The following is a 15,207-nucleotide window of genomic DNA, read 5'->3' as shown; positions in this document are numbered from 1 at the left end:
ATTTCCGGCTCGAAACCGATCTGTCTTTGCTCTATCCTGAGCCATTCTCAGCATGACAGGATCGCGTAATGACAGACATATCCCCCGTTCTTTCGGCGGTTGACGACAACCTCAAAGCCAGCCTCGAAAGACTCTTCGAACTCGTTCGCGTCAAATCCATTTCCACGGACCCAGCCTACAAGGCCGAATGCCGCAAGGCTGCGGAGTGGCTCGTTCGTGACCTCAACGGTATCGGTTTTGATGCTTCCATTCGCGATACCGAAGGGCACCCCATGGTCGTTGCCCACCATGACGGCGCGACACCGGATGCGCCGCATGTGTTGTTTTACGGCCATTACGACGTACAGCCGGTTGACCCGATCGAGCTTTGGGACAATGAGCCCTTCGCTCCCGCATTGAAGGATCTCGGCGAAGGCAGGCAGGTGATCACCGGTCGCGGCACCTCCGATGACAAGGGTCAGTTGATGACCTTTGTCGAAGCCTGCCGTGCTTATGTCCAAGTCCATGGCGCTCTGCCGATTCGCGTCACCATTCTCTTCGAAGGTGAAGAGGAGTCCGGGTCTCCTTCCCTGAAACCTTTCCTCGATGCCAATGCAGAAGAGTTGAAGGCGGATTATGCGCTGGTCTGCGATACCAGCATGTGGGATCGCGAAACGCCTGCAATCGCTGCGGCGCTGCGTGGTCTCATCGGTGAAGAAATCGTCGTGACTGCTGCGGATCGCGATCTGCATTCCGGGCTCTTCGGTGGCGCAGCCGCCAATCCCATCCACATTCTCTCGGCCATTCTGGCGGGCCTGCATGATGAGACGGGCCGTGTTACGCTGCCTGGCTTTTACGACGGCGTGGAGGAAACACCCACCAACATCAAGGCTTCCTGGGATAGCCTTGGCCGCACCGCCGAGTCCTTCCTGGGTGAAGTCGGCCTGTCCGTTCCGTCAGGAGAAAAGGGTCGCTCGGTTCTGGAACTGACCTGGGCAAGACCAACCGCAGAAATCAACGGTATCATCGGCGGTTACACCGGCGAGGGTTTCAAGACGGTCATTGCCGCCAAGGCCTCTGCGAAGGTGTCTTTCCGTCTGGTGGGAAAACAGGACCCCGCCGCGATCAGGGAAAGCTTCCGCGCCTATGTCCGGTCCCGCATTCCCGCCGACTGCTCTGTGGAATTCCATGAGCATGGTGGTTCGCCAGCCATTCAGCTTTCCTATGATTCGCCAGCGCTCACCAAGGCAAAGGCAGCATTGTCAGACGAATGGGCCAAGCCAGCTGTGGTTATCGGCATGGGCGGCTCCATCCCCATTGTCGGAGATTTCCAGAAACTGCTCGGCATGGACTCGCTGATGATTGGCTTTGGCCTGACGGACGACCGCATTCATTCCCCCAACGAGAAATACGATTTGCAGTCTTTCCATAAAGGGATCAGGTCCTGGGTGCGGATCTTGTCCGCGCTTGCTCAGAAGTGAACTGATGCAGCCAAAAGCGCCGTCCCTTATCCGGGTGGCGCTTTTTTTGGATAAAGGCTGGAAAAACAAAAAGGCCGGGCAAGCCCGACCTTTCATTCCGTTTCAGCAGCAGTGCCAGTACATCCGTGGTCAAAGCGCGTAAAACGGTCTGGTGTTCCAGCGCGGCGCCAACATATTTGCTGTCGCTCGCGTCTTCAGAAACATGATTGCTCCGATTTGGTTAAAATAGAATTAACACAAAGGCCGCAATCACTTTGGTTTCCGCTCTTTCTCAAGAGATTTCCGAAACACCGATGAACCCTATATTGGTAGCCGGTACCGATGTTTCAAGACCAGGCGCCGATTTAACTCTTGACCGGCGCTGAAAACGAAAAAAGGCCGGGTGAACCCGGCCTTTCAAATAACCCGGATCGGCGCAATGGCCGACCAAAGCCAATATTAAGCAGCGACGATGCTGTCTGCAGACATCTTGCCAGAACGACGGTCCTGAACGAGTTCGTAGGTGATCTTCTGACCATCCTTGAGGCCGTTCAGGCCAGCGCGCTCAACTGCGGAGATGTGAACGAAAACGTCCTGTGCGCCATCATCAGGCTGAATGAAGCCGTAGCCCTTGGTTGCGTTGAACCACTTTACTGTACCAGTCGCCATAACGATGTTCCTTCCGTTGGCAAATTACTTTTGCGCTGAAATTCAGCGCGGGTGTTCTCGAATTTGAAGGAAAGATCGTCGTTTGCGTCTAAAAGACGCCGAAGCTCTGGTCGTCAAACAAATATCGATGGCGAAACACCTAAGGTGGAGACACCGATAAGTCAAGTTTGTTTGAACAAGAACAAAAAAGCGAGCGGACGTCCGTCCCTGCCGGGACATGTCATTGCCCAAAACGATGCGGGATTTGCGGAAGGCTTGGAACGCAAAAACCCGGCGCGGGAGGAGGTGCGCCGGGCTCTTGATACTGACTGACAACTGGGAGGAGGAGTGTTGCCAGTCCAAATCGGGCGACGCTGGGAGGAGGAGTGCGTCGCTTCGATGAGGTGAAAATACAGTATTTCTCGATGGTGAAAAGTCAGAACATTGCACCGCAGCATTGCGCAAAACGCATACCTCGTACGTGCACACTTGCTGATTTGCACATGATCGCCTAAAGAATACGCATGAGCATCGAATCTGTCCGGGCATTCTTTTCCAGCCACGCACCTGAAGTCCCCATTATGGTGACGGAGGAAAGTTCTGCGACCGTAGAACTTGCGGCTGCGGCTCATGGGGTCGAACCGGCCCAGATCGCCAAGACGATTTGCCTGAGAGCCGGAGAAACTGTTCTTCTGGTGGTGGCGGCCGGAACTACGCGGCTGGACAATCGGAAATTTCGAGACCGTTTCGGTACCAAGCCGCGAATGCTTGGTGCAGACGAGGTGGTTTCGGCCACCAGCCACCCCATTGGTGGTGTATGCCCTTTTGGCCTGCCCTCTCCGCTGCCTGTCTATTGCGACATATCGTTGAGAGACTTCAGCGAGGTTCTGCCCGCTGCGGGCGCTACCAACGCGGCTGTCTGCATTTCTCCTGACTTGATGGTGCAACTGACTGGCGCCGAGTGGGTAGACGTCTGCGATTGACGGGATCGTGAAGCGCCTGCACCCTTAACCCCACCTTAAATCGCCGCATTTAAGCTTCATCCGCATCAAAAGATGATCAAAAGCAGCGTGCTGTTGCGCCGCATGCAAGGAGCAATTTTCCCGAGATGGCAGGTAATGGCAAATCACGCCAGCGCGTAGAACCTTCTTTCGGGGATTTCCACGAATCCGGCGATGACCTGCGCCTCGACGAAACCGACCGGATTACCGGTACCAGCAGCTCACGAAAAAAAGCGGATACCTCTGAAGCGCCAAAACAGCAGAAACGTGCGCGGACAAGCAAAGCCGCCAGCAAGCGGGATCGCAAGGGTGATCGTGCAGGCGGTATAACAGGCTTCGTCCGCTCCTTGTTCTACTGGTGCATCGTGCTCGGCATCTGGGGCGGCATCGCTGTTACGGGGATTGTTGTCTATTACGCGGCGCGAATGCCAAGTGCCAGCACCTGGTCGATACCGGAACGCCCACCCAACCTGAAGATCGTGGCCGTCGATGGTTCCGTGCTTGCCAACCGCGGCACGACCGGCGGAGAGGCGCTGTCGCTGGAAGACATGTCACCCTATCTTCCGCAAGCGGTAATCGCCATCGAAGACAGGCGCTTCTATTCCCACTTCGGCATAGACCCGCTCGGCCTTGCCCGCGCCATCGTCACCAATGTCGTCAGCGGCCGCACCGTGCAGGGCGGCTCGACACTGACGCAGCAGCTGGCGAAAAACCTGTTTCTTTCTCCCGACAGAACAATCGAACGCAAGATTCAGGAAGTGTTGCTGTCTTTCTGGCTGGAGCAGAAATACACCAAGGACCAGATCCTCGCGATGTATCTGAACCGCGTCTATTTCGGTTCGAATGCCTATGGCGTTGAGGCTGCATCCCAGCGTTATTTCAACAAGTCGGCCCGCGACGTCAATCTTGGTGAGGCAGCACTTCTGGCGGGGCTTTTGAAAGCGCCATCCCGTCTGTCGCCAGCACGCGATCCACAGGCGGCGGAGGAGCGAGCCCAGGTCGTCCTGCAGTCCATGCAGGATGTGGGCTTTATCAACGAAGACGAAATCAAGACCGCCATGTCGCAGCCACCAACAAAGGCAAAGCGCTTCTGGTCAGGAGCGGAACACTATGCCGCCGACATGGTCCTGGATGAGGTTCGCGGCCTGATTGGAGAGGTGAAGCAGGATCTCGTCGTCGACACGACAATTGATCTCGACCTGGAAAAGGAAGCCGAAAAGGCGCTTTCCAGCGTGCTGAAAAGCGAAGGCAAGAAGCTCGGCGCGTCTCAGGCGGCATTGGCATCCATCGATGGGACTGGCGCGATCCGCGCGATTGTCGGCGGCGCCGATTACACCGAGAGCCAGTTCAACCGTGCCTCGAAAGCAAAACGCCAACCGGGCTCGGCCTTCAAACCCTTCGTCTATATCGCTGCGCTTGAAAACGGTTTGACGCCAAACTCGGTACGCAACGACGCCCCGGTGAAGATCGGCAAATGGACGCCTGAAAATTATGACCAGAAATATCGCGGCGAGGTGACACTTGCCACGGCACTGGCCAATTCGCTGAACACCATTGCCGCCCAGCTCGTGATGGAAGTCGGGCCTGAACGCGTGGCGCAGGTGGCACATCGCATGGGAATCGAATCCGACCTTCAGGCCAATGCATCCATCGCCCTTGGCACCTCCGAAGTGTCCCTGCTGGAGCTGACTTCGGCCTATGCGCCCATGATGAATGGCGGCTTCAAGGCGACCCCGCACATCGTCAAGCGCATCACCGACCCGGACGGCAAGGTCCTTTACGAAAACAAATATGATAATCCGCCGCGGGTGCTGAGCGAAGGCATAGCGGCGACAATGAACAGCATGTTGACCGGCGTCATCAACGAAGGCACCGGAAAGGCCGCGCGGCTGAAAGGCTGGCAGGCAGCCGGTAAATCCGGAACGACCCAGTCCTTCCGCGACGCGCTGTTCGTGGGCTATACCAGCACCCTGACCACGGGCGTCTGGTTCGGCAATGATGACGGCACCTCCATGAAGAAGGTCACCGGCGGCGGGCTGCCCGCGAAAGCCTGGAAGGAATTCATGACCGCGGCGCATTCCGGCCTGACGCCCTCACCGCTCTTCGGCCTCGGTGAGTATGGCGCGCCAGAGACAGCGCAGCCTGCGACTGAAGCACCTACGGCCCTGCCGCAGTCGCTCAGCGATCTCATTTCCAGTGCATTGGGCGAGAGCAAGGCACCCCTGCCGACAGATTACCCGCCAGCACCCGTCAGTCGCGATCAGACAGCATCCACTCCCGCCTATCCGCCTGCCGATGTTCCGGTCCAGCAGTTTCCGCAGCAGCAATATGGCGGCGGGCCAGTGCCGCCCGCCGACGTCGGCGGCGGCGGTGCCGAGCCTCGACGCCCGGCACAGAAACAGACGACATTGTTCGATGTCCTGATGGGGAACTAAGCGCCGCTCAAGGCTCATGCCGTGAGCGGCTGGCAGCGGCGACAGATGTGCAGCCGCATTATCCGTGAAAATGAAAAAGCCCGGTCAAACCGGGCTTTTAAAGTGTGATCAGTTGATCTTTTCGGCGGGTGCGTTCGGATCAGGCAAAGGAGCCGGATTGGCCGACAGTGTGCGCAGATAGGCGATGAGGTCGGCGCGTTCGGTCTCTTTCTTGATGCCGGCAAAGCCCATGGCTGTGCCAGGTACATGCTTCTTTGGCGCTTCGATGAAGTAGCTGAGATGATCGTAATCCCATTTCACTTCGCCGCCCTTGGAGAAGTCCTTCATGCCTGCCGAATAGCTGAAGCCTTCGTGGCTGGCGATCGGGCGGTTGACGACGTCATAGAGATTTGGGCCGACTTTATTGGGGCCGCCGCTGTCCCCGGTGTGACAGCTCGCACATTTCTTGAAAACAGTCTCACCCTTTGCGGCGTCCGCGCTCGCCAGAAGCTTGGCGATTGGCGTTGCCGCCGCCTCGGGTTCACCGCTTGCACTTTCCGCACCACCGGCCTCTGCAACAATGGCATAGCCTTCTTTCTCGGGTGCTGGCGCATGGAAAATACCTTCCGATGCAATGGACACCGACATCAGCACGAATATCGTGCCCAGAAGCGCACCGACTGCCATGTTAACCTGTGAATTCATTTATTTGCGCTCCCTCACAACCGTTCGCATAAACGGACATCTTGAAATTGCTCGAAAGCTATGGCTTTTGCACAGCCTGCGCAACTTGAATATGCTCCCCGCACCGTGACGTATTGCCACTTTTATTGCGGGATTTGAAGGGTGTTGGATGAATAATCGGTATTTCGAAAAGGCTGTTGTGCTTATTCCGGCACGAATGGCCTCTACCCGCCTTCCGGGCAAGCCTCTGGCGGATATTGCGGGCAAGCCGATGATTGTTCAGGTTGCAATGCGCGCCCGCGAAGCTGGTGCAGAGCGAATCGTCGTCGCTGTTGACGATACGCAGGTTTACGATGCTGTCAGGAATGCCGGTTTCGACGTCATGATGACCCGCCAGGACCACCAGTCTGGCTCCGATCGCATCTATGAAGCCCTTCAGAAAGCCGATCCTCATGGCAACGCCGAGTTCGTCATCAACGTGCAGGGCGATCTTCCGACCATCGAAGCCGAAACGATTCGCGCCTCATTGCGGCCGATGGAAAATGCCTCGACCGATATTTCGACCTTGACCGTGGAAATCACAGACGAAGACGAAAAGACCAACCCCAGCGTCGTGAAGATCGTTGGCAGTCCGATCTCGGACACACGGCTTCGGGCACTTTACTTTACCCGTGCGACTGCGCCTTACGGTCAGGGGCCGCTCTACCACCACATCGGGCTCTACACATACAGACGCGCCGCGCTGGAAAAGTTCGTAAGCTTGAAACCTTCCACATTGGAGCTTCGAGAAAGCCTAGAGCAATTGCGCGCGCTTGAAGCCGGTATCAGAATCGACGCCGAGATCGTCAATTCGGTTCCGCTTGGCGTCGATACACCCGCGCAACTCGAAAGAGCCCGCCAGATCCTCTCCCAACAGAATTGATGGTAATCACATGAGCAGCAACCGCATCGCCTTCCAGGGAGATTTCGGCGCAAACTCCGATATGGCTTGCCGGGACGTGTTTCCGACTATGGACCCGCTACCCTGCCCGACATTCGAGGACGCTTTCAATGCGCTGGAAAACGGCGAAGCGGATCTTGCAATGATACCGATCGAAAATACGCTGGCTGGCCGTGTGGCCGATATTCACCACCTGCTGCCCGAATCCAGACTGCACATCATTGGCGAATATTTCATGCCAATCCGGTTTCAGCTGATGGTGCTTCCGGGTGTCGCGAAGGACGAAATCAAGACGGTTCACAGCCATATTCATGCGCTGGGGCAGTGCCGCAAGATCATCCGCTCCAATGGCTGGAAGCCGGTTGTTGCGGGCGACACCGCCGGCGCTGCAAAGCAGGTATCCGAGCGCGGAGACCGTAGCATGGCCGCATTGGCACCACGGCTCGCCTCAGAGCTCTATGGGCTGGATATTCTTGCGGAGAATGTGGAAGACTCCGAGAACAACGTCACGCGTTTCGTCGTTCTTTCCCGCGATGAGGATTGGGCCAAGCGCACCTCGGCAGATGAGGTGATCGTCACGACATTCGTCTTCAATGTGCGCAACATTCCTGCAGCGCTCTACAAGGCCATGGGCGGCTTTGCGACGAATGGCATCAACATGACCAAGCTGGAAAGCTACCAGTTGGGCGGCAAATTTGTCGCCACCCAGTTTTATGCCGATATCGAAGGTCATCCGGAAGACGATTCCGTCAGGCACGCGCTTGAAGAGCTGCGGTTCTTCTCTGAAAAAGTCCGCATTCTCGGCGTCTACCAAGGCCATCCCATGCGGCGCAAACTCAACAATATCTGAGCCGGGGCGTGGCCCCTACTCGGATTTCCCCCACTCGATCCAGTCACGCATGAGCCGGTGCGCGATTGCGCCCCTTGGTGGGGGCAAGGTGCCATTGGCGTTGCTCGCTTCCAGAAGGGTGGCCACTTCCTGGCGCGTGAACCAGCGGCAATCTTCAAGCTCCGCTTCGTCCCGGGTAATCTCTGACGACAGCGCTTCCGCATAGCAGCCAATCATCAAGGTATGCGGCATGGGCCAAGGCTGTGAGGCATGGTAGCGCACACGTCCGACATCGATGTTCGCCTCTTCGTGTGTTTCACGACGGACCGCGTCCTCTATGGTCTCACCCGGCTCAAGAAATCCTGCGAGGCAGGAATACATGCCGGGAGCAAAATGGGGTCCGCGACCTAGAAGGCATAGTTCGCGCTCCAGATCTATTGTCAGCATGATGACGACAGGATCCGTCCGCGGAAAGATCGTGTGTTCGCAGGCCGCACAAATGCGCTTGTAACCGCCTATCCTCAGCTCCATCGTCCCACCGCACCGGCCACAAAAGCGGTTGTCCGCATTCCAGTTGAGCAGCGATACGGCCTGCGCAACCTCTCCCAACAGTTCCTCGCCAATCAACTGATCGCGATACAGCGTGCGGGCATCCACCGGCTTGTAATGGCTGGCGAGATCGTCCTGCGCGACGCCTACCGGGACCGCAACGCGCGGCTCGCCATTTTCCTTGTAGCCCAGCAGTATGGCATTATCGAAGTCCGGCGAAAGTTCGGCGAGTTCGTAGGTGGAGAAGAGAGGATCAAGGATTTGATCCTCATGCTTCAGCACCAGCTTCGCGCCGGAAAACGCCAGCAGATGGGTGCCCTCCACCTTCAGCGCCTTGACGACGCAGTCGTCTGTCCGTTTTTCGGCCAGACGGTCAAGACCGTTCTGGGCAAAGGCGGTAAGGGTGCTGGGTTCGGGATGTGGGGAGTTGGTATCGAATATGCTGCTTGAGATCATCAGAGTGCGCCAGCCAGTTTTTTCATGAAATTGCTTCTGTCTTCGTCCTTGTAAGGAACAGGTGTTCCCTGCCCCCAGATCGGGCCCGGCCAGCAGTCATCGCCTTCACTGCGGGCAATGATGTGAATGTGGAGTTGCCGCACGATGTTGCCAAGCGCTCCGACATTTATTTTGGTAGCGCCCGTCAATTCCTTCAAGGCAGAAGCGACCTGATTGGTTTCGAATGTTAACACCGCCTGATCAAGCGGCGTCAGATCGAACAATTCGCTCATCTTCGCGCGCTGCGGTACCAGCACGAGCCATGGCCAACGACTGTCGTTTTGCAGGCGCAGCTGGCACAGTCCAAGCTTGGTAATAAGCACGCTGTCGCGCGCCAGTCTCTCGTCAAGCTGGAATGTGTCCAAGGCGTCCTCCCAATTTGTTTTTCGGTTGATAGCAGTTTTTTGAAGGCTTGGCTTGCATTTGCTTTTATTATTGCCGATATGTGCCTTCGGGAGGTTGGTGGTGGACGAGCCACTCGCCAACCGGGTCAGGTCCGGAAGGAAGCAGCCCTAACGAGCCAGGCACGGGTCGCCGTGCCAGCCTCCCACCTTTTCTTTTTGAAGACGTGCTCAGGTTTCGCCGGGCCAGTTCGGCCTGAAAGCGGGCACCACCCAAAGCATGTCTCGCAAAAGTGTGTAGCGGTTTTGCGACCAAGACATGCGATATGTTCTAACGACTGGCGAGGCAATGAGCGAAACCGGAACCAACACGCCCCAGACCAAAGAGCAGGGTACAGGTTACCGGGTGCTGGCGCGCAAGTACCGCCCGAAAGATTTTTCCGATCTGATGGTTGGTCAGGAGCCGATGGTTCGGACCCTGACCAATGCGTTCGAGACGGGGCGAATTGCGCAAGCCTACATGCTGACGGGCGTTCGCGGAGTGGGAAAGACGACCACCGCCCGCATTCTCGCCCGGGCACTCAATTACAAAACCGACGAGATAGACAAGCCAACCATCGACCTGCGCATTCCCGGCGAGCATTGCCAGGCGATCATGGAAGGACGTCATGTCGATGTCATCGAGATGGATGCTGCGTCCCATACCGGTATCGATGACATCAGAGAAATTATCGAGCAGGTGCGCTATCGTCCGGTGTCGGCCCGGTACAAGGTCTACATCATCGACGAAGTCCACATGCTCTCGACGCAGGCTTTCAACGGTCTTTTGAAGACCTTGGAAGAGCCGCCGGAACATGTGAAATTCATTTTCGCCACAACGGAAATCCGGAAGGTACCGATTACCGTTCTGTCACGCTGCCAGCGTTTCGATCTGCGCCGGATCAGCGCCGCGGATCTGGTCGGGCTGTTTACGGCTATCGCCGCGAAGGAAGGCTTCGAGGCCGAACCGCAGGCACTGGCGATGATCGCTCGTGCGGCAGAAGGTTCTGCGCGAGACGGTCTCTCCCTGCTTGATCAGGCCATTGCCCATGGCGGCGGGCGCGTTGAAGCCGAAGCGGTTCGCGGAATGCTGGGCCTTGCCGACCGTGCCCGTATCGTTGACCTGTTTCATCACGTCGCAAAGGGCGATGTTGCCGCAGCTCTTGCCGAATTTACCGGACAATATGAGGCTGGCGCCAACCCGGTCGTCGTGTTGAACGATCTTGCCGATTTTACGCATCTCGTCACCCGCATGAAATATGTCCCGGATGCCGCAGACGATCCGTCTCTTTCGGAGGTCGAGCGTGTCAGGGGTGCGGAATTTGCCGACAGCATCGCTGTCTCGGCCTTGTCCCGCATATGGCAGATGCTTCTGAAGGGCATTCCTGAAACCGAAAATGCATCCCGCCCGGCGGGTGCTGCCGAGATGGTTCTCATCCGGCTATCTCACGCTGCCAACTTGCCCGCGCCTGAAGATGCGGCTCGTCGTTTGCTGGAAATGGCAAATGGTGAGGGAGGCAATGCAAATGGGGCGCCATCCGGTGGCGGCAATGGCGGCGGCGCGCGGGCTTATGCGTCGACGCAGGCTGTCGCATCCGCACAGACGGCTTACGCTTCACCGCAACGCCAGTCCACGCCGCAGCCGACAGCCATGCTTCGTGCCGTGCCCGACAGCCGACCGCAGGATGCAGCAATCTCTGCCCCAAGGCCCGAGGAAAAGCCCGAGCCGAAGGTCCCGGTCAACTCGCTTGAAGATGTCGTTGAGCTTTGCACCAAGAACCGCGATCCGCGCATGAAGGCGCTGGTGCGCAATTTCGTGCGGCTTGTACGGCTTGAGCCAGGCCGGCTCGACATGCGCCTCAGCGAAGGAGCCCCCGGCTCCCTGCCCGGTGAACTTGGCGTGAGATTGAAGGAGTGGACCGGTATTCACTGGCTGGTCAGCTTGAGCAAGGAAGAAGGGTTGCCAACGCTTGTCGAAGCGGAAGGCAATGCCCGCGACGCCCGGCTCGTTGATGCCCGGCAGGATCCCGACGTTGCCGCTATTCTGGCACAGTTCCCCGGCGCGAAGATCACCGACGTGCGCATCCGTACAGCGGTGCCCGACGATCTGGAGGTCATCGTGCCGCCCTCTGTTGCCGAATCGAGCGAAGGCGACATTCTTCCGGGCGACGACATAGAATTCTAGAAAAAACAGGAGTTTCGACATGCGCGACATCATGGGCATGATGGGCAAGGTCAAGGAAATGCAGGCCAAGATGGAAAAGATGCAGGAAGAAATTGCTGCGCTTGAAATCGAGGGAAAATCAGGCGGCGGCCTCGTGACCGTGCGTATGAGCGGCAAAGGCTCCCTTCTCGGCGTCAAGATCGATCCCTCGCTTCTGAAGGAAGACGAGGTGGAGATTCTCGAAGACCTGCTGGTTGCCGCCCATAACGACGCCAAGCAGCGCGCCGAAACCATCACAGCTGAAAAGACCCGTGATCTCACGGCCGGACTGCCAATTCCACCCGGTATGAAGCTTCCCTTCTAACCGAGATCGAGACTGCGTCGCAGTTTGTAGTGTATCGGGGCGGCGAGAAATCGCTGCCTCGTTTTTTCATCCAGACGCTTGCCAAATGCTGCCATGGTTTCAGCAATCGACACTCTTTCGCCGTCGAAGGCCTCAAAAGAGACAGCGTCTCCTTCTCCGACATCTCCACCTGATATGACACGACAATAGATGCCGGGACGAGCCGCTGCGCTGTAGGTCCGGGCAAAGTGTGGATCGCCCATGCGCGCGCTGAATGTCGCACAGGGAATTCGCGCAGATGTCGCCTCGAGCGTTACCCCGCCGATGACGAAACGATCCCCCACGTGGACATCCCTGTTGTCCAAATCCGTCAGCACAAGGTTTTCACCGAACATCCCGGGAGCGACCGGTCTGCCCAGTGTTTCGCTCCACCAGTTCAGCGTCAGCAGCCCTTCGACATAAACGGCCTGATCTACGCCTCCATGGTGCTTGGTGTTGCAGATGGCATCGCCGACGATGCCTTCGGCGTCGATCAGCACGCGGCCAGTGAGCGGCATTTTGAAAATGCCGGTCTTGTAGCTCTTGCCGGGTAGCTTTTCGGCTCGTCCTGCACATACCGCGTGAAGTTTCATCGCTTGGAACTCCTCAAATGATTCCGTTTTGTACTCATATGGGCTAAAAGCACCGAATGGCAAAACGAGTCACCGGTCCTGAAATCGAAAAACTGATCCAGCTTCTGGCGAAAGTGCCGGGCCTTGGGCCCCGCTCGGCACGGCGTGCGGCACTGCATCTCATCAAGAAGAAGGAACAGCTTCTCGGGCCACTTGGTCTGGCCATGGAAGAGGCCTATCAAAAAGTCAAAATCTGCTCCTGCTGCGGCAATGTGGATACGATTGATCCCTGTACCGTATGCTCCGACGAGCGACGGGACCAGACAGTCATCATCGTTGTGGAAGATGTATCCGATTTGTGGGCCCTTGAACGGGCAGGCGCAATGAACACCGCCTATCATGTCCTTGGTGGCACCCTATCCCCGCTCGATGGCGTCGGACCAGAAGATCTCAATATCAAGGGGCTCATAGACCGCGTCAGCGCCGGCGGCATCCGTGAACTGATTATCGCCGTAAACGCCACGGTCGAGGGGCAGGCCACAGCGCATTACATCACCGATCGCTTGCAGGATCTCGATGTCAAGATCACACGGCTGGCGCATGGCGTGCCTGTTGGTGGGGAACTTGATTACCTCGACGAGGGCACGCTGACCGCGGCCTTGCGTGCGCGGACAGCGATCTGACGCATGACCGCGGCCCTTCTGCGCAAATGAATCAAGCCTTGTAAAGGAAACCGAATGCCCTCCAAGACCATCGGCCTCCTCCTCGCAGCGACGGTCTCGCTGCTGTCTCCTGTTGCGGGCTTGGCCCAGTCTGTTCCGACAGGTGCAGCTGCCGCCAGATATGACGTCGATTTCAATAAATGGCTGAAGAAAGAGATATGGCCTGAAGCGCGAAAGGCCGGGATATCCCAGAAGACGCTCGAGGCAAGTCTTACAGGCCTGACGATCAACTGGAGGCTTCCGGACCTCATCGTACCCGGTCAGAAGCCGCCGCAGGAACAGGCGCAAAGCCAGGCTGAGTTCTCATCCCCCGGCGCCTATTTCGCGGAAAAGCGCCTGCAGGGCCTCGCCGCCACAGGGCGCTCGCTCGCAGCAACCCATGCTTCGACCCTTAAGCGGATCGAAGCGACCTACGGCGTTCCAGGAAATATCGTGGTTGCGATCTGGGGTCGCGAGTCAGGTTTTGGACGGGCAAAATTGCCGAATGCCGTCATCGACGTCCTGGCTACGAAGGCTTATGCGTCAACTCGCAAGGACATGTTCCGCGACGAGCTGATCGATGCGTTGAAGATCATCGAAAGAGGCGACATCTCTCCATCCCAGATGATGGGATCGTGGGCCGGAGCGCTCGGCCAACCGCAATTCATGCCGTCAAGCTATCTGAAATATGCCGTCGATTTCGATGGCGATGGTCACAGCGATATATGGAATTCCGTGCCCGACGCACTGGCATCCATCGCCAACTATCTTTCAAAGCGCGGTTGGCAGCGCAATCGCGATTGGGGCTTTGAAGTTTCCATACCAAGCGATGTTTCCTGTGCGCAGGAAGGCCCAGATCTCGCCCGCCCAGTGGCCGACTGGACCCGTCTTGGCATCAAGAGAATCTCGGGAAAAGCCTTTCCGGCCAACGATTTGAGTGCGGATGGGATGATGCTGGTTCCAGCCGGACGGCACGGACCAGAATTCGTGGTGACACCCAATTTTTACGTCATCAAGGAATATAACAACTCAGATCTCTACGCTCTTTTCATCGGCAATCTTGCAGATCGCATCGCATACAATGCAGGACCATTTGAAGCAAAATGGGACGATGTCGGTTCCATGTTGCGGTCTGATGTCCTGGCGATGCAAAAGGCTCTTATCAACAAGGGCTATGATGTCGGCAAACCCGACGGCCTCGCGGGCTTCAAGACCAGACGCTCGATAGGTGACTGGCAGTCCAAGAATGGGCTTGAACCAACCTGCTTCCCTGATTCTACTCTGAAAGCGAAACTGCGGTAGCTTGGGCAGATCGGGATCACTGATGAACCCGCCTGGGCTTGCGCTTTTTATAAAACGTTAGACACCCCTAAAGATCGCAGCGCTGTTTTCACGGCGGGCCATAGGACTCACGTCGGCTCTTTCCACGCTTCTTGAGGGTCCGTCAGATGTCCGGATCGGCTCAGCTTCATCAAGAGCACTGGTCGGCCGCTCTAAGCTGGAAGTTGACGATCCGACTTCGCGCACCTGCACTTTGTTAAAGATCACCTATCATCGAACATACCGAACACTCTCTAAAACATAGAGCGACTCGAACATAATTGATCCGTGAACCCGCCCGGATTGAATGAATCTACAGATTCAAAAAACAAATAAACACAAACCGGTCCGATGCGGTAGATCCGGTACAGGTATGACGAAGGCCGACCGAGCGTTGCGATCCTGACGGACTGCATGGAGTGGATTCACGGGTGAGCAGCTTGCCTTCGAACTTGCAGCTACCGAAGCGCCGACGGAGGATTTTCAGGACAGGTCCGCCAAGCTGAAGCATTAGTTCTTTTGAGTGTCGATATAGTTATCCGCGAGCCGCTGTCCCTAGCCCGTAACGACGTGGACGTTGACGCCAATCAGCGCGTGAAGCCCATCTTGTTGGATATCATCCAGCCGGTGGTGCTGGGGCAAGGCACCCGCCCCGCCATCAGCCGGCGAGCCTGCGGGCGCAAGGCGGC

At 57.2% G+C, this 15,207-nt stretch carries 14 protein-coding genes and 1 other RNA gene; 10 read left to right on the top strand and 5 right to left on the bottom strand.

From position 1 onward, the window contains the following. The first annotated feature begins 68 nt into the window (after nucleotides 1-68). A complete protein-coding gene (locus tag QRN85_RS21880; RefSeq protein WP_284760100.1) occupies nucleotides 69-1,460 on the top strand; it encodes a dipeptidase in 1,392 nt (463 codons plus the stop codon). A gap of 438 nt (nucleotides 1,461-1,898) precedes the next feature. Here the strand turns inward: QRN85_RS21880 and QRN85_RS21875 are convergent, their stop codons facing one another. Further along, complete coding sequence (locus tag QRN85_RS21875) at nucleotides 1,899-2,108, bottom strand: cold-shock protein (protein ID WP_045230211.1); 210 nt, start codon at nucleotides 2,106-2,108, stop codon at nucleotides 1,899-1,901. Between the two features lie 503 nt (nucleotides 2,109-2,611). Here QRN85_RS21875 and QRN85_RS21870 point away from each other — a divergent pair. Further along, a complete protein-coding gene (locus QRN85_RS21870) occupies nucleotides 2,612-3,070 on the top strand; it encodes a YbaK/EbsC family protein (protein ID WP_284760099.1) in 459 nt (152 codons plus the stop codon). A gap of 125 nt (nucleotides 3,071-3,195) precedes the next feature. Beyond that, nucleotides 3,196-5,523, top strand: a complete 2,328-nt coding sequence (locus tag QRN85_RS21865) for a transglycosylase domain-containing protein (protein ID WP_284760098.1) — start codon at nucleotides 3,196-3,198, stop codon at nucleotides 5,521-5,523. Between the two features lie 108 nt (nucleotides 5,524-5,631). Here the strand turns inward: QRN85_RS21865 and QRN85_RS21860 are convergent, their stop codons facing one another. Beyond that, entirely contained in the window at nucleotides 5,632-6,207 is a 576-nt protein-coding gene (locus tag QRN85_RS21860) for a c-type cytochrome (RefSeq protein WP_062587314.1), read from the bottom strand. A gap of 148 nt (nucleotides 6,208-6,355) precedes the next feature. On the opposite strand from QRN85_RS21860, the gene QRN85_RS21855 reads away from it, so the two are divergent. Together QRN85_RS21855 and QRN85_RS21850 are read left to right on the top strand one after the other, a co-directional pair. Further along, nucleotides 6,356-7,108 carry a 3-deoxy-manno-octulosonate cytidylyltransferase gene (locus QRN85_RS21855; protein ID WP_284760095.1) on the top strand — a complete coding sequence of 251 codons (753 nt, stop codon included), beginning with the start codon at nucleotides 6,356-6,358 and terminating at the stop codon, nucleotides 7,106-7,108. A gap of 10 nt (nucleotides 7,109-7,118) precedes the next feature. Continuing rightward, nucleotides 7,119-7,976 (top strand): prephenate dehydratase, encoded by an 858-nt coding sequence (locus QRN85_RS21850; RefSeq protein ID WP_062587312.1) that lies wholly within the window; start codon nucleotides 7,119-7,121, stop codon nucleotides 7,974-7,976. A 15-nt stretch (nucleotides 7,977-7,991) separates the two neighbouring features. Here QRN85_RS21850 and nudC read toward each other — a convergent pair whose 3' ends face one another. Then, nucleotides 7,992-8,957 (bottom strand): NAD(+) diphosphatase, encoded by a 966-nt coding sequence (gene nudC / locus QRN85_RS21845; RefSeq protein ID WP_284760292.1) that lies wholly within the window; start codon nucleotides 8,955-8,957, stop codon nucleotides 7,992-7,994. A 2-nt stretch (nucleotides 8,958-8,959) separates the two neighbouring features. Further along, the gene (locus tag QRN85_RS21840) at nucleotides 8,960-9,364 is read right to left on the bottom strand and encodes an HIT domain-containing protein (RefSeq protein ID WP_113092119.1); all 405 of its coding nucleotides are present in this window, start codon (nucleotides 9,362-9,364) and stop codon (nucleotides 8,960-8,962) included. Between the two features lie 89 nt (nucleotides 9,365-9,453). Here QRN85_RS21840 and ffs point away from each other — a divergent pair. The 3 genes from ffs to QRN85_RS21825 all read left to right on the top strand — a co-directional run bounded on the left by ffs (nucleotide 9,454) and on the right by QRN85_RS21825 (nucleotide 11,907). Next, nucleotides 9,454-9,550: signal recognition particle sRNA small type (gene ffs, locus QRN85_RS21835), an RNA gene on the top strand. A gap of 139 nt (nucleotides 9,551-9,689) precedes the next feature. After that, nucleotides 9,690-11,564 carry a DNA polymerase III subunit gamma/tau gene (locus tag QRN85_RS21830; protein ID WP_113219332.1) on the top strand — a complete coding sequence of 625 codons (1,875 nt, stop codon included), beginning with the start codon at nucleotides 9,690-9,692 and terminating at the stop codon, nucleotides 11,562-11,564. Nucleotides 11,565-11,583: 19 nt separating this feature from the next. Further along, on the top strand, nucleotides 11,584-11,907 hold the full coding sequence (locus QRN85_RS21825; RefSeq protein WP_113219333.1) for a YbaB/EbfC family nucleoid-associated protein: 324 nt from the start codon (nucleotides 11,584-11,586) through the stop codon (nucleotides 11,905-11,907). Here QRN85_RS21825 and QRN85_RS21820 read toward each other — a convergent pair. Then, nucleotides 11,904-12,518 carry an MOSC domain-containing protein gene (locus QRN85_RS21820; protein WP_284760091.1) on the bottom strand — a complete coding sequence of 205 codons (615 nt, stop codon included), beginning with the start codon at nucleotides 12,516-12,518 and terminating at the stop codon, nucleotides 11,904-11,906. The genes QRN85_RS21825 and QRN85_RS21820 overlap by 4 nt on opposite strands. A 56-nt stretch (nucleotides 12,519-12,574) precedes the next feature. On the opposite strand from QRN85_RS21820, the gene recR reads away from it, so the two are divergent. Both recR and QRN85_RS21810 read left to right on the top strand, forming a co-directional pair. Beyond that, a complete protein-coding gene (gene recR, locus QRN85_RS21815) occupies nucleotides 12,575-13,180 on the top strand; it encodes a recombination mediator RecR (RefSeq protein ID WP_062587309.1) in 606 nt (201 codons plus the stop codon). 54 nt (nucleotides 13,181-13,234) lie between these two features. Continuing rightward, nucleotides 13,235-14,500 carry a lytic murein transglycosylase gene (locus QRN85_RS21810; RefSeq protein WP_284760089.1) on the top strand — a complete coding sequence of 422 codons (1,266 nt, stop codon included), beginning with the start codon at nucleotides 13,235-13,237 and terminating at the stop codon, nucleotides 14,498-14,500. Nucleotides 14,501-15,207 lie beyond the last annotated feature (707 nt).

The organism is Agrobacterium sp. fls2-241-TYG-188a, from assembly GCF_030209845.1.
Note: the sequence above shows the minus strand (reverse complement) of the source record. Positions and strands in the feature narration are given on the sequence as shown.

Bases quoted from the DNA above. Each gene is read 5' to 3' on its own strand.
- QRN85_RS21830 (WP_113219332.1), top strand. From the start codon at position 9,690: ATGAGCGAAACCGGAACCAACACGCCCCAGACCAAAGAGCAGGGTACA.
- QRN85_RS21860 (WP_062587314.1), bottom strand. From the start codon at position 6,207: ATGAATTCACAGGTTAACATGGCAGTCGGTGCGCTTCTGGGCACGATA.
- QRN85_RS21825 (WP_113219333.1), top strand. From the start codon at position 11,584: ATGCGCGACATCATGGGCATGATGGGCAAGGTCAAGGAAATGCAGGCC.
- QRN85_RS21810 (WP_284760089.1), top strand. From the start codon at position 13,235: ATGCCCTCCAAGACCATCGGCCTCCTCCTCGCAGCGACGGTCTCGCTG.
- recR (WP_062587309.1), top strand. From the start codon at position 12,575: ATGGCAAAACGAGTCACCGGTCCTGAAATCGAAAAACTGATCCAGCTT.
- QRN85_RS21865 (WP_284760098.1), top strand. From the start codon at position 3,196: ATGGCAGGTAATGGCAAATCACGCCAGCGCGTAGAACCTTCTTTCGGG.
- QRN85_RS21855 (WP_284760095.1), top strand. From the start codon at position 6,356: ATGAATAATCGGTATTTCGAAAAGGCTGTTGTGCTTATTCCGGCACGA.
- QRN85_RS21875 (WP_045230211.1), bottom strand. From the start codon at position 2,108: ATGGCGACTGGTACAGTAAAGTGGTTCAACGCAACCAAGGGCTACGGC.
- QRN85_RS21880 (WP_284760100.1), top strand. From the start codon at position 69: ATGACAGACATATCCCCCGTTCTTTCGGCGGTTGACGACAACCTCAAA.
- QRN85_RS21850 (WP_062587312.1), top strand. From the start codon at position 7,119: ATGAGCAGCAACCGCATCGCCTTCCAGGGAGATTTCGGCGCAAACTCC.
- QRN85_RS21820 (WP_284760091.1), bottom strand. From the start codon at position 12,518: ATGAAACTTCACGCGGTATGTGCAGGACGAGCCGAAAAGCTACCCGGC.
- QRN85_RS21870 (WP_284760099.1), top strand. From the start codon at position 2,612: ATGAGCATCGAATCTGTCCGGGCATTCTTTTCCAGCCACGCACCTGAA.